We start from the raw sequence: 18,499 nt of genomic DNA on the forward strand, positions 1-18,499 counted from the left end.
GTTAGGTAAACCTAACCTATCAGGCGGCGGCCGACCCCGCCGCCCCCGCCCGCGGGAGATCGGCCAGGAACTCGGCCATGTGCCGGTAGGCCAGCCGGGCCTCCGGCAGGACGTCGGCGAGGATGGGGAAGGCGTGCGGCATGTTCGGCCACTCCTCGTAGCGCACCGGCACCCCGGCCCTGCGGGCCTGCACGGTCACGCGGCGGGCCTCCTCGCGCAGCACCTCGGTGGAACCCGTCATGATCATCAGCGGCGGCAGGCCGGTGTAGTCGCCCAGCACCGGCGACACCAGCGGGTCGTGCGGGTCCAGCCCGGCCGTCCAGCGGCGGGCCAGCCACCGCACGCGGGAGGCCGACAGCATCGGGTCCTGCCACCGGTTGGCGCGGCGCGGGAAGTCGGTCAGGTCCGCCCACGGTGACAGGCAGATCGCCGCCGCCGGCATCGGCCGGTCGCGGTCGCGCAGCGCCAGCAGCGTCGCCAGCGTCAGGTGACCGCCCGCCGAGTCGCCCGCCAGCAGGATGTCCCGCGGCTCGTGGCCGCGGCCCAGCAGGCAGTCGTAGGCGTCCAGCGCGTCCTCCAGCGACGCGCTCAGCGGGTGGACCGGCCCCTGCCGGTAGTCCAGGGCCAGCACGGGACGCCGCGCCACCACCGACAGCCGCCACGTGATCGCCCGGTGGGTGGCCGGCGAACAGGAGAAGTAACCGCCGCCGTGGAAGTAGAGCAGGACCTTGCGCTCGTCCAGGCCGCCGCCCGCGCGCACCCACTCCCCGCCGCACCGCGCCAGCTCGTGGGGGATGACGGTCACGTGCCGCGGCAACGGCAGCGCCACCTGGCCCAGCACCGAGCAGGCGCTCAGCGCCAGCGGATGGCGCAGCAGCAGGTGGCCGAGCGGTTTGACGGCGCCCCACAGCACGCCGTTGAGGGCACGCGCCTGCCAGCTGAAGGGGTAGCGGGGGAAGACGTCCTGGTCGAGCATGCACAGCCTCCTCGAGGAAGATTGCCCGCCAGAACATTGCTTTAACGGGATATTTCGGGAAGGCCATGTCACCCTGGCGGCATGGCCGGACCCTCGGCGACGCCGCTGCGCGAGCGGCCGGCCGGGAACGGCGGCCCGTGGGCGTGCCGGCCCAAGCGCCTCGGTTATCGGCTTGCCGACCGCTGACCGCCGAACGGATAATCGCGGGGCTCACCCGTGCCCGCCCCCGGGCACGGGCTGTCGTCATGCCGTCACGCAGCGGAGGTGACCATTCTCTACCTCAAACTCATCCACTACAGCTTCAGAAGGCACGCCACCTACGTGGGGGCGGGCCTGGCCGGCGCGTTCACCAACAGCGTCTTCGGCGTCCTGCGCGCCTACATCCTCATCGCCCTCTGGCAGGCCCGGCCCGGCCTCGGCGGCTACGACGTGACCGCAGCCGTCACCTTCTGCTTCCTCACCCAGGCCATGATCGGACCCATGCAGCTGTTCGGCGGCGGCCTGACCCTCCCCGAGCGCATCCGCAGCGGCGACATCGCGCTCGACCTCGTCCGCCCCGCCTCCCTCCAGCTGTGGTGCCTGGCCGAGGACCTGGGCAGGGCCGCCTTCCTGCTGCTCGTCCGCAGCCTGCCGCCCACCCTCCTGGGCGCGGCGCTGTTCGGCATCACCGCCCCCGCCGACGTGCCGACCCTCGCCGTGGCCTTCCTGCTCGGCCTGCTCGTCAGCTTCGCCTGGCGCTACCTGGTGGCGCTGTCGGTGTGCTGGCTCGCCGACGACCGCGGCGTCGCGACCGCCTCGATGCTGCTCATGACCTTCTTCAGCGGCCTGATGCTGCCGCTGAACATCTTCCCCGGCTGGTTCGGCGAGCTGGCCAGGGCCCTGCCGTTCGCCGCCATGGTCCAGGTGCCCTCCGACGTCTATCTGGGCACCGCCGACCCGCTGCCCGCCTTCGCCTTCCAGGCGACGTGGGCGCTCGTCCTGCTCGCCCTCGGCGTCCTGGCCACCCGGGCGATCCGCCACAAGGTGGTGATCCAGGGTGGTTAGGACCTACCTCCTGCTGGCCTGGACCTGGACCCGGGCGGCCGCCGCCTACCCGCTCTCCTTCGCGCTCATGTGCGTGATGAGCGCCGTCGTCGCGGGCCTCGACGTCGTCGTCATCCTGATCATCTTCGCCAACACCACCTCGCTGGCCGGCTTCTCCCGCGAAGAGGTCCTCTTCCTGTACGGCGCGGCCACGCTCGCCTTCACCGTCGCCGACACCTTCTGCGGCAACCTCGACCGCATCAGCCAGCACATCAAGGCCGGCACCCTCGACACGATGCTCATCCGGCCCGCCGGCCCGTGGATCCAGGTGGCGACCGACCGGTTCATGCCCGCGCGGCTGGGCCGCATCGTCCAGGCGGTCGCCGTCCTCGCCTACGCGCTGACCGCCCTGGACCTGCCCTGGCAGCGGCTCTGGATGCTCCCGGTCATGATCGCCACCGGGCTGGTGATCTTCGCCGCGCTGTGGACGCTCGGCGGGGCCGCGCAGTTCGTCCTCGTCGACGCGCCGGAGGTCACCAACGCCTTCACCTACGGCAGCGGGCAGCTGTCGCAGTACCCCTTCAGCGTCTACGGCCGCGACCTGGTGCGCGGCGTGACCTACGTGCTGCCGCTGGCCTTCGTCAACTGGCAGCCCGGCCTGTATGTGCTGGGCAGGGCCGACCCCTTCGGCACGCCGGAGTTCATGCGGTTTCTCGGGCCCGTCGCGGCCCTCCTCCTGGCCCTTCTGGCCGCCGCGGCCTGGCGGCGGGGGCTACGTCACTACCGATCCACGGGGAGCTGAACGATGATCGAGCTTGTGCGGGCCGGGCGGTCGTTCAAGGCCCGGCGCACGACCGTGCACGCCGTACGGGACCTGACCTTCACCATCGAGCCGGGCGAGTTCGTGGGCTACCTCGGCCCCAACGGCGCCGGCAAGTCCACCACCATCAAGATGCTGTGCGGCATCCTCACGCCCACGTCCGGGACGGTGCGGGTGGCCGGGCTCGACCCCTCGCGCCGGCGCACCACGCTGGCCCGGCGCGTCGGCGTGGTCTTCGGGCAGCGGACGACGCTGTGGTGGGACCTGCCGCTGCGGGACAGTTTCGACCTGATCCGGCACCTTTACAAAGTAGATCGCAAGGTGTTCGCCGAGCGGCTGGAGGAGCTCGTCGAGACGCTGGACCTGGGCGAGTTCCTCAAGCGGCCGGTGCGGCAGCTCAGCCTCGGCCAGCGCATGTGCGGCGACCTCGCGGCGGCCCTGCTCCACGCGCCGGAGATCCTCGTGCTCGACGAGCCCACGATCGGCCTGGACGTGGTCAGCAAGGCCGGCATCCGCGACTTCCTCCGCCGTGTGAACGCCGAGCGCGGCACCACGATCCTGCTCACCACCCACGACCTGGGCGACATCGAGCGGCTGTGCCGCCGGGTGATGGTCATCGACCACGGCCGCCTGGCCTTCGACGGCTCGCTGGAGGAGTTCACGGCCGGGGAGTCCTCGCTCGAGGAGGTCGTCACCCGGCTCTACACGGGAAGCTAGGCGGCGGCACGGGCCTGCGGCGCCTCGCGCGCCGCTAGTAGTAGCCGCCGCTCTCGCGCGTCTCGAACTCCTCGTCCTCCAGCTCCTCGTCCCGGCGCGACCAGCGTGAGGGCATCAGCACCGGGATGAACAGCGCCACGCCGAGCAGCGCGTAGACGCCGGTGGTCAGCAGGGTCTGGGTGCCGGCGCCCACGTCGCGGACCAGCTGGTGGACCGAGGGCTCCCTCGGGATGAGCGACAGGGCGCGGCCCACGTCCAGGGCGTAGACGACCGTCCAGGCCAGCAGCACCATCGACGGCACGAACGTGGCCAGCGGCGAGATCCGCCCGGCCAGCACCAGGCCGAGCACCAGGCCGACCGCGGCCATGGCGCCCAGCGCGATCCACAGCGGCCGGCCGCCGGACGGCGTGGCCGCGGCGCCGGCCTGCGCCTGGAAGGTCGCCCAGCCGGCGCCGCCGAGCAGGGCGGCGGTGACCACCAGCCCGACGAGCAAACCCGCGAAATGCCGCACGATCATCACCTCGGCACCGACCCTAGCGACAAGTCCGGCCAAACCACTAGGCATTGCGCGACATGGACATGCCGTGGCCTCAAGAACGGCCGGCGCCCCCGGCCGGCCGCGGCGCGCTGTGTCTCGGGAGGCGTTTCAGGAGGTGATGTCCTTGCTGGTGAAGCGGGCCCACGCCAGGGAGCCGAACAGGACGGTGTACGCGCAGAACGCCAGCAGCCCCTGCCCGAGGTCGGAGGTCGCGACGGGGTCCCGCAGGACGGCGTCGAACCCGGTCCAGCGGGTGGGCAGCAGGTACGGCGCGAGCCAGTCCAGCTGCGGGATGGCGCGCAGCACCTGGGTGACGACGATGAGCACGACCGTGCCCGCCACGGCTCCGATGGGGATCTCGGTGAGGGTGGACAGCGCCATCGCGACCGCGGCGAGCGCGGCCATGCCGGCTGTGACGTAGCCGACGATGAGGAGCGTGCGCAGGAGCCCCTCGGCCATGGTGACCGTGGTGCCCGACAGCAGCGTCACGTCGCCGACCGGGAACAACGCCAGGCCGGTGATCAGCGCGGTCGCGGCGACCGTCACAGTCAGCGCGAGGGAGAAGACGACGGCGTTGAGGTACTTGACCGCGAGCAGCCTGGTGCGCCCGGCGGGTGCGGTCAGCAGGTAGCGCAGCGTGCCCGCGTTCGCCTCGCCCGCGATCGCGTCGCCGCCCACCACCGCGACCGCCACCGGCATCAGCAGCGGCACGAGGACGTAGAGGGAGACGAAGGTCAGCATCAGGCCGTTGCCCGCCGTCGCCGCCACGATGCCGCCCGCGTCGCCGTCGGAGCCGAAGGTGCGCACCACGACGCCGATCAGCACGGGGACGAGGGCCAGCAGCGCGAGCATGACGAGGTTGCGCGGGCGCCGGAAGGTCAGGCCGAGCTCGGAGCCCAGCAGCCGCGCGAAGGCGGCGACTCCGCCGGACCGCCCGGCCGTCCTGGCCGACGCCGCCGCCTGCCCGAGGACCTCCGTCCCGGCCGCGGATGCTCCGGCAGCGGACGCCTCGGCCGCGGGCGTCGAAACCCCGGCCGTGGACGTCCCGGCTGCCGAGATGTCAGCCGTCGACATCGAACCCCTCCCCCGTCAGTCCCACGAACACCTCTTCCAGGCTGGGCCGCACGACCGCCAGCCCGCGCACCGGGACGCCCTGCCGTACCAGCGCGGCGTTGATCTCCTCGGGGGCGTGGCCGCCCAGTTCCGCGGTCACGTGAGACCCCGCCGCGGTCACCTCGGCCAGGCCCAGCCCGTCCAGGATCCGCGCCGCCTCCGCGGCCCGCGGCGTCTCCACCCGGAGCAGCGCCGGGCGCCCGCCGTGGAGCGAGGAGATCGTCCCCTGCGCCACCAGCCGGCCGTGGCTCATGACGGCCGCGTGCGTGCACATCTGCTCCACCTCCGCCAGCAGGTGCGAGGAGACGAACACGGTCGTCCCGTCCCGGGCGATCTCCCTGACCAGCGCCCGCACCTCCCGCGTGCCCTGCGGGTCCAGCCCGTTGGTCGGCTCGTCGAGCACCAGCAGCTCGCGCGGGCGCAGCAGGGCCGCCGCGATGGCCAGCCGCTGCCGCATGCCCAGCGAGTAGGCCCGGTACCGCTTGCCCGCCGCGGCCGACAGGCCGACCCGCTCCAGGGCCTGGCCGACGCGCGAGCGCGCGTCCCGCGCCGAGGAGGCCGGGTTGGCGGCGTCGTAGCGGAGCAGGTTCGCCTCGCCGGACAGGTAGGGGTAGAACGCGGGCCCCTCGACGACCGCGCCGACGGACGGCAGGGCCTCCGCCAGCGGCCGGTCGAGCAGCGCGTGGTCCCCCGCGGTGGGCGTGACGAGCCCCAGCAGCATGCGGATCGTGGTGGTCTTGCCCGAGCCGTTGGGCCCCAGGAAGCCGAACACCGACCCGCGCGGCACGTCCAGGTCGAGGGCGTCGACCGCGACCTGGCCGCCCTTGAAGACCTTGGTCAGGCCGCGGGTGCGGATGGCGGCGGGCGCCCCGGAGGGCGCCCCCGCGTCGTGCCCGACGGTCACCTGGTGCCCGCCGCTTCGATCAGCCTGTCCGGCGTCACGGCGCCCACCAGCAGCCGGCCGTCGTCGGTCAGCAGCGCGGTGAGCAGCTTGGACTTCACGATCCTGCCGCTGCCCCACGAGCCGCTGACCGGCGTGGCGCCCGCCAGCACCGAGTCGAGGACCTGCCGGCCCTCCCCCTCGGCGGCCGACGCCCGGTCGAACGGCAGCACGGCGATCGTGCCCCAGCCGTCGCCGACGGTCTTGACCGGCGGGTCCTCCTGCTTGTGCCCCTCGTGCGACCGCTCGTCGGGGCGGAGCGAGCCGAGGTCCTTCTCCTCCACCTTCACGCCCTGCGGCGGGGTGAAGGTGAAGTTCTCCTCGGCCGGCGGCTCGAAGGCGATCTCGGTGAAGCCCAGCTCGAACGCCGGCTCGGCCGAGCCCTTGGCGTACACCTGGACGCGCAGCGGGACGTAGGTCTCGCCGTCGACGGCCAGGCGCACCTCCCTGACCAGGGTGGCCGGGTCCTTCGGGGTGAGGACGAGCTGGTAGACCGGGCGCCCGGCGACCCGGTCGGTGTTGGTCACCGAGACGGTCGAGTGCCTGTCCGCCTCGGCGAGCAGCCGCTCGCCGGCCTGCTGCGGGGTCAGGTCGGTCGGCTGCGGGGTGACCGGCTGCCCCTCCCCCGCAGGCATTTTGATCTTGGTCGCGGTGTTGCTGGAGCTGTCCCACAGCCACGCCTGCTCGCCGTTGACGATGAGGTTCTTCTCACTCATCTCGCCTGGCAGCGCCACCCGCAGCCGGTCGTGCGAGCCGTACCAGACCTTGGCCTCGTGCGCCCCCGACAGCAGGGCCGCGGGCGATTCCGGGCCGCCCGGCAGCTGCGGCAGGCCGAGCGAGGCGGTCTTGGTCACGGTGCCGGACATGGGCGGCGGGCCGTCGCTGCGCCGGGCCGCCGCGGCGGCGTCGGCCAGCAGCCGGCTCGCCGTGCGCTCGGGCAGGACCGGGTCGGCGCCCACCGCCGCGATCACCGGCCCCGCGGCGACGGCGGCGCCGATCACCGCCACGGCCGCGACCGGGACGCCCCACCTCACGAGCTTGCCTGTTCGCATGTCACTCCTTCACGGTATTGGCTATGTGACGAGCCTGCGTGAGGAGCCCTGAGCGGAGCCTGAGACGGGCTGAGAGGGCTCTCAGCCGCCCTTGCCTAGACTCCCGGGCATGAGGGTTCTGGTCGTCGAGGACGAGCGGCGGATGGCCGCCGCGCTCCAGCGCGGGCTGCAGGCGGAGGGCTTCGCGGTGGACCTCGCCCACGACGGCGAGGAGGGGCTGCACCTGGCCAGGCAAGGCGACTACGACGTGGTGGTGCTGGACATCATGCTGCCGCGCCTGTCGGGCTACAACGTGTGCAAGCAGCTGCGCGCGGAGGAGAACTGGGTGCCGATCCTCATGCTGTCGGCCAAGGACGGCGAGTACGACATGGCCGACGGGCTGGACCTGGGCGCCGACGACTACCTGACCAAGCCGTTCTCCTACGTGGTGCTGGTGGCCAGGCTCCGGGCGCTGCTGCGCCGCGACGCGGGCCGCCGCCCGGCGGTGCTGACCGCGGGCGACCTGTCGCTGGACCCGGCCCGGCGGCAGGTACGGCGGGGCGAGGAGCCCGTCGAGCTCACGCCGCGGGAGTTCGCGCTGCTGGAGTACCTGATGCGCCGCCGCGACGAGGTGGTGTCCAAGGCCGAGATCCTCGAGCACGTGTGGGACACCTTCGACACCGATCCGAACGTGGTGGAGGTCTACGTCGGCTACCTGCGGCGCAAGATCGACGCGCCGTTCGGCAGGAGCTCCCTGCAGACCGTGCGGGGGGCGGGCTACCGGCTGGCCGGCGACGGTGGCTGACTCCCCGCTGACCTGGTGGCGGCGGCAGAGCCTGCGTTTCCGCCTCACCGTCGCGGCCTCCGCCGTGCTGGCCTTCGCGCTGGCGATGTCGGCCTCCGTGCTGCTCAGCGTGCTGACCAAGACGCTGACCGACAGCAGCGACGAGACGATCCGCACCCGGGCGCAGGCGGTGCGCGTGATGGCCGACGCCGGGACGATCCCCCGGCCGCTCACCACCGACGACGGCACGATGATCCAGGTCCTCGACCGCACCGGGCGCATCACCCACGCCACGCCCGGCACCGACCGGCTGGTGCCGTTGCTGGACGCCGGGCACCGGGCCCGGGCGCTGCGCGACGGCGAGCCCCGGTACACGCGCGGCGGGCTGCGGGTCATCGCGGTCGCCGCCGACGGCGGGCAGACCGTCCTGGCCGCCAGGTCGGTGCGGGAGATGCAGAAGAGCCTGCACGCGGCGGGCAAGGTGCTGCTGGCCGGCACGCCCGTGCTGACGATCGTGCTGGCCGCCGCCAGCTGGGTGATCATCGGCAGGACGCTGCGGCCGATCACCGCGCTGCGCCGGGGCGCGACCGAGATCACCCACACCGCCCGGTCCCGGCGGCTGCCCGTGCCGCAGTCGCGCGACGAGGTGCACTCGCTGGCCACCACGCTCAACGACATGCTGGCCCGGCTGGAGGAGGCCGAGGAGCGGCAGCGGGCCCTGGTCTCCGACGCCGCCCACGAGCTGCGCAGCCCGCTGGCCAGCATCCGCCTGCAGCTGGAGGTGGCGCTCGGCCACCCGGAGGGGCAGGACTGGAAGGAGACGGCCGAGGGCGTGCTCGAGGACACCCTGCGGCTGTCGCGCCTGGCCGAGGACCTGCTGGCGCTGGCCAGGCTGGACGAGCGCGGCGGCGTCCCGGCCCGCCGCGAGCCGGTCGAGCTGCACGAGGTGGTCCGGCGCACGGCGGAGCGGCACCCCATGGTCGCGGTGACCGCGTGCGAGCCGGCGCTGGTGCGGGGCGACGAACTGGACCTGGGGAGGGTGCTGACGAACCTGCTGGACAACGCGGTACGGCACGCCGCCTCCCGGGTGGAGGTGGCGCTCACCGCCGACGGGACGCTGACGGTGACCGACGACGGGCCGGGCATCCCGCCGGAGGACCGGGAGCGGGTGTTCAACCGCTTCACCCGGCTGGACGAGGGGCGCGGCCGCGACCAGGGCGGCGCGGGGCTGGGCCTGGCCATCGTCCGCGAGACGGTGCTGGCCCACGGCGGCACGGTGAGGCTGGAGGATGCCGATCCCGGCCTGCGGGCCGTGGTCCGGCTGCCGGTGCTCGGCCGTTGACCCCCCGCCGGGCGGCCAGGCCGGTGCTCGCCCGCGGGAGGCGCGTTGACCCCCGCCGGGCGCGGGCCGTACGGTCCCGGCATGGATCTTCCGGAGAGCGGCCGGTCCGCCGAGGACCTGCTGGCCGAGCTGGCCCGGCTGCGCGGGCGCGACCTGCCCGTGCGCGGCGGCAGGGTGACCGCCTACGTCTACGACACCGGGCGTCCGGAGGTGCACGAGGCGGCCGCCCGCGCCTACCTGGAGCTGCTCGAGGTCAACATGCTCGACCCCACCGCCTTCCCCAGCGTGGTGGCGATGGAGCGCCAGGTCGTCGGCGCGGTCGCCGACCTGCTGGGCGGCGGGCACGGCATCTTCACCAGCGGCGGCACCGAGTCGATCATGCTGGCGGTGAAGGCGGCGCGCGACGCCTCCCCCGGCCGCGGCACGCTCGTGCTGCCGGTCACCGCGCATCCGGCGTTCCACAAGGCGGCGCACTACCTCGGCCTGCGGGTCCGGCAGGTGCCGGTCGACCTCGAGACCTTCCGCGCCGACCCCGCCGCCATGGCCAAGGCGGTCGACGAGACCACCTGCCTGGTCGTCGCCTCGGCGCCCGCCTACCCGCACGGCGTGGTCGACCCGGTGGCGGAGATCGCCGCGCTCGGCGTGCCGTGCCACGTCGACGCCTGCGTCGGCGGCTGGCTGCTGCCGTGGCTGCGGGAGGCCGGCGCCGACGTCCCCGCCTTCGACCTGACCGTGCCCGGCGTGACGTCGATCTCCTGCGACCTGCACAAGTTCGGCTACGCCCCCAAGGGCGCCTCGGTGGTGCTGTTCAGGGACCCCGCCTGGCGGCGCCGCGCCTACTTCGCCTCGGCCGCCTGGCCCGGCTACACCCTGGTCAACCCGACCGTGCAGAGCGCCAGGACCGCGGGGCCGCTGGCCGGGGCGTGGGCGACGTTGCAGGCGCTGGGCCGGGAGGGCTACCGGGAGCTGGGCCGGGCCACGCTGGAGGCGACGCGGCGGCTGCGCGCGGGGCTGGCGGCCATCCCGGGGCTGCGGGTGCTGGGCGATCCGCAGTCCTCGCTGGTGGCCTTCGCCTCCGCCGAGGTGGACGTGTTCGTGCTGGCCGACGAGGCCAGGAAGCTGGGCTGGCTGCTGCAGCCGCAGCTGTCGTTCGCGGGGATCCCCAAGAACCTGCACGTCACCGTCACCGGGGTGACGCTGGCCGGGGTGGAGGCCATGCTGGAGGCCATCGCCGCCGCCACGGAGGCGGCCAGGCGGCGCGGCCCCGCCGTACCGCCGGAGGGGCTGGTGGAGCTGGTGGCCGGGCTGGACCTGGACGCGCTGGACGACGGGCAGTTCGCCGAGCTGGCGGCCTCGGCAGGGGCGGACTTCGACGGCGAGCCGGAGATGGCCATGGTCAACGCGATCCTCGACGCCCTGCCGCCGCGGCTGCGGGAGGCCGTGCTGGTCAGGTTCTTCTCGGCTCTGTACGCAACCGGGTGACCTCGGCCAGCGCCGTGCGGGCCGAGGCGGGGTCGTGGACGCGGAACACCCGCGCGCCCAGCAGCGCCGAGACGGCCAGCGTGGCGATCGTGCCCGCGTGGCGGCGCTCGACGGGCAGCCCGCCGAGCGTCTCGCCCACGAAGTCCTTGTTGGACACGGCCACCAGCACCGGCCAGCCGGTGGCGACCAGCTCGCCCAGGCGGCGGCTGACCTCCAGCGAGTGGTAGGTGTTCTTGCCGAAGTCGTGCGCGGGGTCGATGAGGACCGACTCGCGCGGCACGCCCGCCTTGACCGCCTTCTCCGCCAGGCCGGTGGTGTAGGCGACCACGTCGGCCACGACGTCGTCGTAGCCGATCCGGTGCGGCCTGGTGCGCGGCGTCACCCGCCCGGCGTGCGCGCACACCAGCCCGGCCCCGTGCGCGGCGGCCACCTCGGCCAGGCGCGGGTCGACCCCGCCCCAGGTGTCGTTGAGCAGGTGCGCGCCCGCCTTGGCCACCACCTCGCCGACCTCGGCCCGCCAGGTGTCGACGCTGACGAGCAGCCCGGGGTGGCGCTCGCGCACCGCCTCGACCAGCCCGGCGACGCGCCGGATCTCCTCGCGGGCGTCGACCTCGTCGCCCGGGCCCGCCTTCACCCCGCCGATGTCGACGATGTCGGCCCCGGCCTCGGCGGCCCGGTCGACGGCGGCCAGCGCGGCCTCGAAGCCGAAGGTCGCTCCCCGGTCGAAGAAGGAGTCGGGGGTGCGGTTGACCACGGCCATGACCGCGAACTCCCCCGGGCCGAACGTGCGGCCGCCCAGGCGCAGAGTGCTCATCGACCTCGAGCCTACTGGCGGGTCGCGACGCTGACGTAGTCGACCAGCATCGGGCGGCCAGGCACGGTCGCCGGGGTGGGGCCGCCGCCGTGGGCGGCGGGCAGCCCGCCGCCCACGGCCACGTTGAGGATGAGGAAGAAGCGGCGCGGCAGGCTTCGGCCGAGGGTGAAGTACGGCCGGCCGTCCAAAAACCACGTGGTGCGGCTGCCGGTCAGCTCCACGGCGTAGGTGTGGAAGGACCCGTTGCAGGCCGGGCAGGGGTGCTCGCCCGAGGTGAGGCCCCTGGGCTCCCGGCACGGCCCGCCCGGCGTCGTGCCGCCTGCGGGGACGGCGAAGTCCTCGCGCCGGGTCCTGACCCGCCCCGAGGTCCACCGGCCGCCTGACAGCAGGGGCGTGATGGCCAGGCGGCCCCTGCCGTCCAGCGCCGCGCAGCCCGTGGTGGCCAGGAGCAGCAGCAACGCGATGATCGTCCTCATAGCACCGTGGGGATCAGGTCGAGGTCCTCCAGGTCGCGCTCCAGGCGGGGCGCGAGCCGCACGACCAGGGTGTTCGTCAGGTGGGAGCCGTCCCGGTAGAGGACGACCCCGTCCAGGACGGCCGGGCACGCCGGGCCGGTGCCGGGGCACAGCACCTCGGTGACGTCGAGCCGCCACATGCCCGGCTGCCGGGTCTCGGCCAGCGGGTCCTGCGGGAGCGCGCGCTCGCGCGGGAAGGCGCACTGGCGGGCGGGCCTGGCGGCCAGGCAGGAGGGCACGTCGATGCCCGGCAGGGGGGTGTCGCGCAGGTGGACCAGCGGCGTGCCGAGCCGTGACAGCCGGGCGAGCGTGGTGCGCCAGCCGCGCAGGGTGGCCTCGGGCCCGGCATACGTGGCCAGGGAGGCGAGCAGGACGAGCCGGGGCGGCGGCTCGCCCTCCAGCCTGCGCAGGGTGTGCTCGCGCCAGGCGTCGCACTCGCGGTACTCCCGGCCCAGCCGGGGGTCGACGACGGTGATCGCGGGCAGCGGGCAGCCGGGCTTGGTCAGCACCTCCAGCGCCCAGCCGCGGCGCTGGGCGATCCGCAGCGCCGCCGAGAACCACTGACCGGCGTGCGAGTCGCCGATGAGCACGATCCGATCCTTGCTCGGGCCGCCGAACAGGCAGGGCGGGCTGGTGGTGGCGGCCGGCTCGACCTCGCAGCCCCGGGAGGGCGGGTAGTCGGCGCGGGCCGCCGCCACGTCCACGGTGGGGGCGGGCTCCACGGGCTCCACGGGCTCCACGGTGGCCACGGCCACCGCCTGCCGGGGCGCGCTCACCCCGCCCAGCAGGAGGGCCGCGGTCACCGGGATCGCCATGGCGGCGGCGCCCACGGCCAGGCCGCGGCGCGGCAACTCGGTGACCACCGGGGAGAAGCGGACCGGCTCCTCCACCAGCTTCATCGTCAGCCAGGCGGGCAGCGCGGCGCCCAGCACCAGGGCGAGCTTGACCGGCCACGGCTGGCCCGCGCCGAAGAGCACCACGACGGGCCAGTGCCACAGGTACCAGGAGTAGGACAGGCGTCCCATGGCGCGCGGCGCGGGATGGCCCAGCAGAGTCGAGACGGGCGAGCGGAACAGCAGCACGGCCGCCGCGCCCAGCGTCGGCACCAGCGCCTGCGGCCCGGGGTAGCCGGTCTCGTCCAGGGCCAGGGACCAGGCCAGGACGACCCCGCCCGCCGTGCCCGCGGCAGCGGCGGCGAGCCGGGGCAGGCGGGCCAGGTACGGCGCGGCCAGCGCGGCCAGCGCGCCCACGCCGAGCTGCCAGGCGCGCGCCGGGGTGGCCAGGTAGGCGGCCGGGCCGTCCCAGGACAGGCACAGCGCGAGCGAGGCGCCGGTGAGCAGCAGCGCGGCGACGGCCACGGCCCGGCGGCCCGCGAGACGGAAGGCCAGCAGCGCCAGCGGCGCCCACACCAGGTAGAACTGCTCCTCCACGGCCAGCGACCAGAAGTGCAGCAGCGGGCTGGGGTCGCGGTCGGCGGCCAGGTAGTCGGTCTGCTGGGCGACGAAGCGCCAGTTGGCCGCCGACAGCGCCGCGGTGAAGACGTCCGCCGCGAGCTCGCGCAGGCGCAGCGCGGGCAGCAGCGGCCAGGCGGCCAGCGCGGTGACCACCAGCACGACCCCGGCGGCCGGAAGGATGCGCCTGGCCCGGCGGGCGTAGAAGCCGGCCAGACGGAACCGCCCGGCCTCCAGGTCGCGGACGATCAGGCCGGCGATGAGGAAGCCGGAGACGACGAAGAAGACGTCCACGCCGGCGAAGCCGCCGCCCAGGCCGGGCACGCCCGCGTGGAAGGCCAGGACGAACAGCACGGCGACGGCGCGCAGGCCCTCGATGTCCTTGCGGTGTGCCGTCATGGCGCCAGGGGCGGCAGGTCGGCCCAGCCGGTGGCCACGACGGCGGACAACAGCAGCAGCGCGGTGATGGCCAGGGCCTCCGGCCAGCGCAGCCGGTGGTTCATCGGGCGAACCTCCACAGGTCGCGGATCAGGGGAAGGGCGATGTAGGTGCCGGCCACGGCGAAGCCGGTGAGCGCCCAGTAGCGGGCCCAGCCGTACTCGGGGGCCCGCCAGGCGATGCCCGCCCAGACGGCGGCGGTGGTCAGCGTCAGCCAGGCCAGCGCCACGCGGGAGACGGTGCGCACCAGCGGGGACCGGCGCGCTCCCCGGCCGCCGCTGGGCACCCACGCGGCGACGCGGCGGCGCAGGGCGTGCCAGATGGCGAACAGGTGGCAGTAGGCGTAGAGCGTCTGGGCGCGGACCACCTCGAAGCGGTAGCGGCCGACGGAGGTGGCGGGCAGCAGGACCAGCGTCACCCACAGCGGCCCGAGGAAGGGGATCATGTGCCAGGCGCGGACGTCGCCGGGTAGGCGTAGAGCATGATCAGGCCCGGGAGCGGGATGGCCGCGATGTTGACCGCCGAGACGAAGTAGGAGACGAACCCGCTCCAGAACGACAGCCGGACCCGCCACGTCATGGGCGTGCGGTGGAAGTCGCGGCTGAACAGCAGGCTCAGGCAGCCCATGGCCCAGCGGTACTGCTGGGCGGCGTAGGAGCCGGCGTTGTCCGGTGACAGGCCCTTGGCCAGCAGCACGGGCACGTACTTGGTGCGCAGGCCGTGCTTCATCAGCGCGACGCTGGTGTAGATGTCCTCGCTGTGGTCGATCTTCGGGAAGCCGCCGATGAGCTCCAGCGCGCTCCTGCGGTAGACGACGTTGGTGCCGACGCAGATGGCGGCGCCGTCGGCGTCGCGCGAGGGCTGCAGCCAGCGGTAGAACAGCTCCTGGGCGGCCCCGGCGGTCCGCTGGACCCACGGCATGCCCGGCTCGGTGTCGAAGAACTGCGGCGACTGGACGATCGCCACCCCGGGGTCCTCCAGGTAGGGGACCAGGTGGCGCAGGAAGTCCGGCCGCGGCGCGAAGTCGGCGTCGAAGACGGCGACCAGCTCGTTTCCGGTACGGCGCAGGCCGTGGCCGAGGTTGCCGGCCTTCTTCAGATGGCCGCGGTCGGGGCGGTGCTCGTAGGCGAAGCCGTGCTCCTCGGCGAGCCTGGCCACCTCGGGGCGGCCGGCGTCGTCGAGGACCAGCACGGTCATGGGACCGTTCCACTCCAGGCGGGCGACGTGGGCGAAGGTGTTGCGCAGCACTTCGGCCGGCTCGTCCATGGTGGGCAGCAGCACGTCCACGCCGGGCACCCTCGCGGGGCGCCAGGAGCGGACGAGCAGCAGGTGGGACTCCCAGGTGGTGGTGCGCCGGCGCTGGCCGTCGACGTACGCCAGCGCCCAGCCGGCCAGGTTCACCAGGAGCACGGCCAGGAACGGCAGCAGGACGGGATGGCGGAGGGAGAAGAGGAACAATGTTCCGGCCGTGAACGTCAGCGAAAGGGGGATGGCGAGGACGACCCATCGCTTCTGCGGGCCGAAATAGAGGGAAATTTCGGAATCTGTTGGTGGTTGTGGAAGAAAGCGCTGCAGAAGAAAGCATTGTGGAAGAAAGCGCTGCGGAAGAAAGCTTCGCTGAAGGCTTCTTTCCGGTCGCGGCTCGGACGTGATCATGGCGGAGGACATGCCGAGCACCCCCTGTATCCAGGCATCATCGCTCTAACAGTAAAGAAACTTATCTAATTGTGAGCGACGCGACGAGGAAGGGGCGGTGAACTGAACGGCATTCTGAACGCGATAAGTCCGCCTATTTGACACAACGTCCGAATTTATCGGCCTAGTGTGGCGCACTTCACAGAAAAATCCACAGGAAAAGCCACAGAAAACGTGAAAATTCAACGGGCGGCGGCCGGATCCCCGAGCCTGGCGCGGTATGCCTGGATCAGGCACGGGCTCGGGTGGATCGTTCCGTACGGCTAGGCGGCCGACCCCTTCTCGGTGAGGGCCAGGAAGTCCTGCGCGATCAGCGGCAGGCGGCGGCGGGCGTGGACGACCGCGATGACGCGGCGGACGGCGGGTTCGAGGGAGCGGACGACCAGACCGGCGCGGGCGGCCTGCTCGGCCATGCCCCGGTACCACAACAGGGAGGCCTGCCCCGAGGTGGCCGCCTTGAGCCAGCCGTTGCGCTCGTCGGTCTCCAGCACGACGATCGGCCGGACGGCGTACTTGCCGAACATGGCCTCCAGCTCCCTGCGGCGCAGGCTGCCCCGGGCCGGCAGGGCCAGGCGCAGGCCGTTGAGCCGGGACACCGGGACCGGGTCGGGCAGGTCGAGGCCGGGCGGCGAGATCAGCACGATCTCCTGGCGCTCGACGGGATGGGTGACGAGGTCGGGCGGGACGGGCAGGTCGGTCAGGCCCAGGTCGGCCCGCTGGTCCCGGATGGCGCTGACGACGGCCTCGCGGCCGTCGCAACGGACGATGTGCACGCGCACCCCCGGATGCTCGGCGGCGTAGGCGGGCAACAGGCGCGCCGCCAGCCCGGGCTCCAGGTTGGGGGTGGAGGCGATGCGGAGTTCCGCCTCCGACGTGCCGCCGTGGCCGGCCAGGCTCTCGATCTCGCGCACGGCGTCGAGCGCCTCCCTCGCCAGCTTGACCACTCGGCGGCCCTGCGCGGTGACCACCACACCACGCCCCGAACGGGCGAAGAGCGTCATGCCGAGCTCTCGCTCCAGGTCCCTGATCGCGCGCGACAGCGCAGGCTGCGCGATGTAGAGGGACCTGGCGGCGTCGGTCATGGTGCGGTGCTCCGCAGTCGCGACCACATAGCGGAGCTGCTGCAGATTCATGCTTTGAAGCTAGGGCACGGGTCGCGGCCCGGTCCGGCACATAGCGGAGATCACCTCGCGCGATTTCGGAGCGTAGTCGCATACCGCTACATCCGTGACGGGAGATAAATCAGTATGCTTCTGCCCCATATTCGATAAAGGCCCGGAAAAGTGGGGCATTCTGGGTAAAGGGGGCATGTCTTGGCAGGCAACGGCCACTATCCTCCGCCGGACGACCGGCGGCCGCAGTCGCCGCCTCCCCCGCCCCAGCGACCGCCTTCGCTGCCCTGGCCGCCGCCCAACTACCCGCCCCGGCCCGGCGCCCCGCTCCCCCACCAGGCGCCGCCGCCCGGCCGACCGCACCAGCCGGGCCCGCCTCCCGGGCAGCCGCATCCGGCGCCGCCCTCCGGACCGGCCCGTCCCGGACCCGCCCAGCCGTACCCGGGCCAGCCGTACCCGGGTCAGGGGCCGCACCCCGGGCAGGGCGGACAGCATCCCGGGCAGGGCGGGCCGTACCAGCGCCAGGGACCGCCGCCGCCGCGGCCGGGCTGGGCGCCGCCGCCACCGCCGGTGCCGCCGCGCCCGTACGGCGGGCAGTGGCCGCAGCGGCCGCGCAAGTCCGGCGGCGGCGGGGCCCTCATGGTCGTGGGGATCGTGGTCGGCTCGCTGGCGGCGGTGTTCGTGCTGCTGGTGGTGGCGGGCGCGATGCTCAAGGAGGCGGGCGGGCGCGAGACGACGACGCCGGTCGCGATCCCCACCTTCGAGCCGCCCGAGCGCGCCACCCGCGAGCCGGTCGAGCCGACGCGGCTGCCCACCGAGCGTCCCACGCGGCGGCAGGACACCGGCCAGGACAGCGACCGGAACACCAGTCAGAACGGCGACGACCAGCAGACCGTCAATCCGCCCAAGCAGGTGCAGGTCGACTACAGCCTCAAGACCAACAGCCTGTACCGCAGCACGGGGCTGCCCAGGCTCACGTGCCGGGCGGGCAACGCCAGCATCTACAGCCACAGCCAGCTGAAGGCGCTCATCCTCAAGACCGGCAAGTGCATGGACCGGGCCTGGGCGCCCGTGCTGGAGCGGGTGGGGATCCAGTGGAGCCCGCCGGGGTACGCCATCGCGCCGGTGCGCGGGCGCGGCGCGTGCGGCGACTACCCCTCGCCGGGCAGCATGGTGCCCTACTACTGCCCGCGCAACAACACGATCTACGCCTCCACCAGCGCGATGGCGCGCGGCAACGGCCGCCAGATCGGCTACGGCGACATCATCTCCTGGCACGGCGGGATCATCAGCATGATGGCCCACGAGTACGGTCACCACGTGCAGAACCTGTCGGGCATCCTCGGCTCGCACTGGCGGCGCCATCTGGACAGCTCCAGCCAGAGCGGGCGCCTGGCGCTGAGCCGGCGGCTGGAGCTGCAGGCGACGTGCTTCGCGGGGATGTGGATGCGCTCGGTGGCCTCCAGCTATCCGGTGCCGTCCGGCCGGCGGGCGCAGCTGTTCGCGTTCTACTCCCGGATCGGCGACCATCCCGGCTGGCCCCGCGACCACGGCTCACCGGCCAACAACTACCGGTGGTTCCGGCAGGGCTGGGAGCGGACGAAGCCGTACCAGTGCAACACGTGGCTGGCCTCGGCCGAGTCGACGTCCTAGCGTCACCGCTGAGCAATCGTCAAGACCTGTGGATCAAGATCTTTTAGGCGGCTCT

At 73.5% G+C, this 18,499-nt stretch carries 18 protein-coding genes; 7 read left to right on the top strand and 11 right to left on the bottom strand.

Annotation, left to right across the window (positions count from 1 at the left end; all coding sequences use genetic code 11):
• Window positions 1-19: 19 nt before the first annotated feature.
• Window positions 20-976, bottom strand: coding sequence for an alpha/beta hydrolase (locus tag BSB02_RS14265; RefSeq protein ID WP_084959263.1), 957 nt, complete (start codon window positions 974-976; stop codon window positions 20-22).
• 264 nt (window positions 977-1,240) lie between these two features.
• Here BSB02_RS14265 and BSB02_RS14270 point away from each other — a divergent pair, with 264 nt between their 5' ends.
• The 3 genes from BSB02_RS14270 to BSB02_RS14280 are packed head-to-tail and all read left to right on the top strand — an operon-like array spanning window position 1,241 to window position 3,536.
• The gene (locus BSB02_RS14270; RefSeq protein WP_240506411.1) at window positions 1,241-2,020 is read left to right on the top strand and encodes an ABC transporter permease; all 780 of its coding nucleotides are present in this window, start codon (window positions 1,241-1,243) and stop codon (window positions 2,018-2,020) included.
• Window positions 2,013-2,801, top strand: coding sequence for an ABC transporter permease (locus BSB02_RS14275; protein ID WP_240506412.1), 789 nt, complete (start codon window positions 2,013-2,015; stop codon window positions 2,799-2,801). Before BSB02_RS14270 ends, BSB02_RS14275 begins: the two co-directional genes overlap by 8 nt.
• 3 nt (window positions 2,802-2,804) lie before the next feature.
• A complete protein-coding gene (locus tag BSB02_RS14280; protein WP_084959264.1) occupies window positions 2,805-3,536 on the top strand; it encodes an ABC transporter ATP-binding protein in 732 nt (243 codons plus the stop codon).
• Window positions 3,537-3,570: 34 nt separating this feature from the next.
• Here BSB02_RS14280 and BSB02_RS14285 read toward each other — a convergent pair whose 3' ends face one another.
• From BSB02_RS14285 to BSB02_RS14300, 4 genes are all read right to left on the bottom strand, one after another.
• Window positions 3,571-4,047, bottom strand: a complete 477-nt coding sequence (locus tag BSB02_RS14285) for a hypothetical protein (RefSeq protein ID WP_240506413.1) — start codon at window positions 4,045-4,047, stop codon at window positions 3,571-3,573.
• 135 nt (window positions 4,048-4,182) lie between these two features.
• The gene (locus tag BSB02_RS14290; protein WP_084959265.1) at window positions 4,183-5,148 is read right to left on the bottom strand and encodes an ABC transporter permease subunit; all 966 of its coding nucleotides are present in this window, start codon (window positions 5,146-5,148) and stop codon (window positions 4,183-4,185) included.
• Window positions 5,135-6,091, bottom strand: a complete 957-nt coding sequence (locus BSB02_RS14295) for an ABC transporter ATP-binding protein (protein WP_084959266.1) — start codon at window positions 6,089-6,091, stop codon at window positions 5,135-5,137. Before BSB02_RS14295 ends, BSB02_RS14290 begins: the two co-directional genes overlap by 14 nt.
• Window positions 6,088-7,179: a LolA family protein gene (locus tag BSB02_RS14300; RefSeq protein ID WP_143590646.1), complete on the bottom strand. Its 1,092-nt coding sequence runs from the start codon at window positions 7,177-7,179 to the stop codon at window positions 6,088-6,090. The genes BSB02_RS14295 and BSB02_RS14300 overlap by 4 nt, the downstream gene beginning before the upstream one ends.
• 109 nt (window positions 7,180-7,288) lie before the next feature.
• Between BSB02_RS14300 and BSB02_RS14305 the strand changes: the two genes are divergently transcribed.
• The 3 genes from BSB02_RS14305 (at window position 7,289) to BSB02_RS14315 (ending at window position 10,766) form a co-directional block, all read left to right on the top strand.
• Window positions 7,289-7,963 (top strand): response regulator transcription factor, encoded by a 675-nt coding sequence (locus BSB02_RS14305; RefSeq protein ID WP_084959268.1) that lies wholly within the window; start codon window positions 7,289-7,291, stop codon window positions 7,961-7,963.
• Window positions 7,956-9,284 (top strand): sensor histidine kinase, encoded by a 1,329-nt coding sequence (locus tag BSB02_RS14310; protein WP_084959269.1) that lies wholly within the window; start codon window positions 7,956-7,958, stop codon window positions 9,282-9,284. Before BSB02_RS14305 ends, BSB02_RS14310 begins: the two co-directional genes overlap by 8 nt.
• An 81-nt stretch (window positions 9,285-9,365) precedes the next feature.
• Window positions 9,366-10,766, top strand: coding sequence for a pyridoxal phosphate-dependent decarboxylase family protein (locus BSB02_RS14315; RefSeq protein WP_084959270.1), 1,401 nt, complete (start codon window positions 9,366-9,368; stop codon window positions 10,764-10,766).
• Here BSB02_RS14315 and folP read toward each other — a convergent pair.
• From folP to BSB02_RS14340, 6 genes are all read right to left on the bottom strand, one after another.
• On the bottom strand, window positions 10,732-11,580 hold the full coding sequence (gene folP / locus BSB02_RS14320; RefSeq protein WP_084959271.1) for a dihydropteroate synthase: 849 nt from the start codon (window positions 11,578-11,580) through the stop codon (window positions 10,732-10,734). The two genes, BSB02_RS14315 and folP, sit on opposite strands and share 35 nt — an antisense overlap.
• Window positions 11,581-11,591: 11 nt before the next feature.
• Window positions 11,592-12,056, bottom strand: a complete 465-nt coding sequence (locus BSB02_RS14325) for a LamG domain-containing protein (protein ID WP_084959272.1) — start codon at window positions 12,054-12,056, stop codon at window positions 11,592-11,594.
• On the bottom strand, window positions 12,053-13,945 hold the full coding sequence (locus BSB02_RS14330; protein WP_084959273.1) for an acyltransferase family protein: 1,893 nt from the start codon (window positions 13,943-13,945) through the stop codon (window positions 12,053-12,055). Before BSB02_RS14330 ends, BSB02_RS14325 begins: the two co-directional genes overlap by 4 nt.
• Window positions 13,946-14,045: 100 nt before the next feature.
• A complete protein-coding gene (locus BSB02_RS41430; protein WP_206184684.1) occupies window positions 14,046-14,429 on the bottom strand; it encodes a hypothetical protein in 384 nt (127 codons plus the stop codon).
• Window positions 14,426-15,442 carry a glycosyltransferase family 2 protein gene (locus tag BSB02_RS41435; RefSeq protein ID WP_206184685.1) on the bottom strand — a complete coding sequence of 339 codons (1,017 nt, stop codon included), beginning with the start codon at window positions 15,440-15,442 and terminating at the stop codon, window positions 14,426-14,428. Before BSB02_RS41435 ends, BSB02_RS41430 begins: the two co-directional genes overlap by 4 nt.
• Before the next feature lie 500 nt (window positions 15,443-15,942).
• The gene (locus BSB02_RS14340) at window positions 15,943-16,812 is read right to left on the bottom strand and encodes a LysR family transcriptional regulator (RefSeq protein WP_084959274.1); all 870 of its coding nucleotides are present in this window, start codon (window positions 16,810-16,812) and stop codon (window positions 15,943-15,945) included.
• A gap of 180 nt (window positions 16,813-16,992) precedes the next feature.
• Between BSB02_RS14340 and BSB02_RS42985 the strand changes: the two genes are divergently transcribed.
• Entirely contained in the window at window positions 16,993-18,444 is a 1,452-nt protein-coding gene (locus BSB02_RS42985) for a neutral zinc metallopeptidase (RefSeq protein ID WP_276206329.1), read from the top strand.
• Window positions 18,445-18,499 lie beyond the last annotated feature (55 nt).

The sequence above is a fragment of the Thermoactinospora rubra genome (assembly GCF_002093975.1).
Classification (GTDB): Bacteria; Actinomycetota; Actinomycetes; order Streptosporangiales; family Streptosporangiaceae; genus Nonomuraea; species Nonomuraea rubra_A.

What these genes read in the sequence shown, in the direction of transcription:
- BSB02_RS14325 (WP_084959272.1), bottom strand. Translation starts at nt 12,056, where the DNA reads ATGAGGACGATCATCGCGTTGCTGCTGCTCCTGGCCACCACGGGCTGC.
- BSB02_RS14330 (WP_084959273.1), bottom strand. Translation starts at nt 13,945, where the DNA reads ATGACGGCACACCGCAAGGACATCGAGGGCCTGCGCGCCGTCGCCGTG.
- BSB02_RS14265 (WP_084959263.1), bottom strand. Translation starts at nt 976, where the DNA reads ATGCTCGACCAGGACGTCTTCCCCCGCTACCCCTTCAGCTGGCAGGCG.
- BSB02_RS14300 (WP_143590646.1), bottom strand. Translation starts at nt 7,179, where the DNA reads ATGCGAACAGGCAAGCTCGTGAGGTGGGGCGTCCCGGTCGCGGCCGTG.
- BSB02_RS14290 (WP_084959265.1), bottom strand. Translation starts at nt 5,148, where the DNA reads ATGTCGACGGCTGACATCTCGGCAGCCGGGACGTCCACGGCCGGGGTT.
- BSB02_RS41430 (WP_206184684.1), bottom strand. Translation starts at nt 14,429, where the DNA reads ATGATCCCCTTCCTCGGGCCGCTGTGGGTGACGCTGGTCCTGCTGCCC.
- folP (WP_084959271.1), bottom strand. Translation starts at nt 11,580, where the DNA reads ATGAGCACTCTGCGCCTGGGCGGCCGCACGTTCGGCCCGGGGGAGTTC.
- BSB02_RS14340 (WP_084959274.1), bottom strand. Translation starts at nt 16,812, where the DNA reads ATGAATCTGCAGCAGCTCCGCTATGTGGTCGCGACTGCGGAGCACCGC.
- BSB02_RS14305 (WP_084959268.1), top strand. Translation starts at nt 7,289, where the DNA reads ATGAGGGTTCTGGTCGTCGAGGACGAGCGGCGGATGGCCGCCGCGCTC.
- BSB02_RS14315 (WP_084959270.1), top strand. Translation starts at nt 9,366, where the DNA reads ATGGATCTTCCGGAGAGCGGCCGGTCCGCCGAGGACCTGCTGGCCGAG.
- BSB02_RS14280 (WP_084959264.1), top strand. Translation starts at nt 2,805, where the DNA reads ATGATCGAGCTTGTGCGGGCCGGGCGGTCGTTCAAGGCCCGGCGCACG.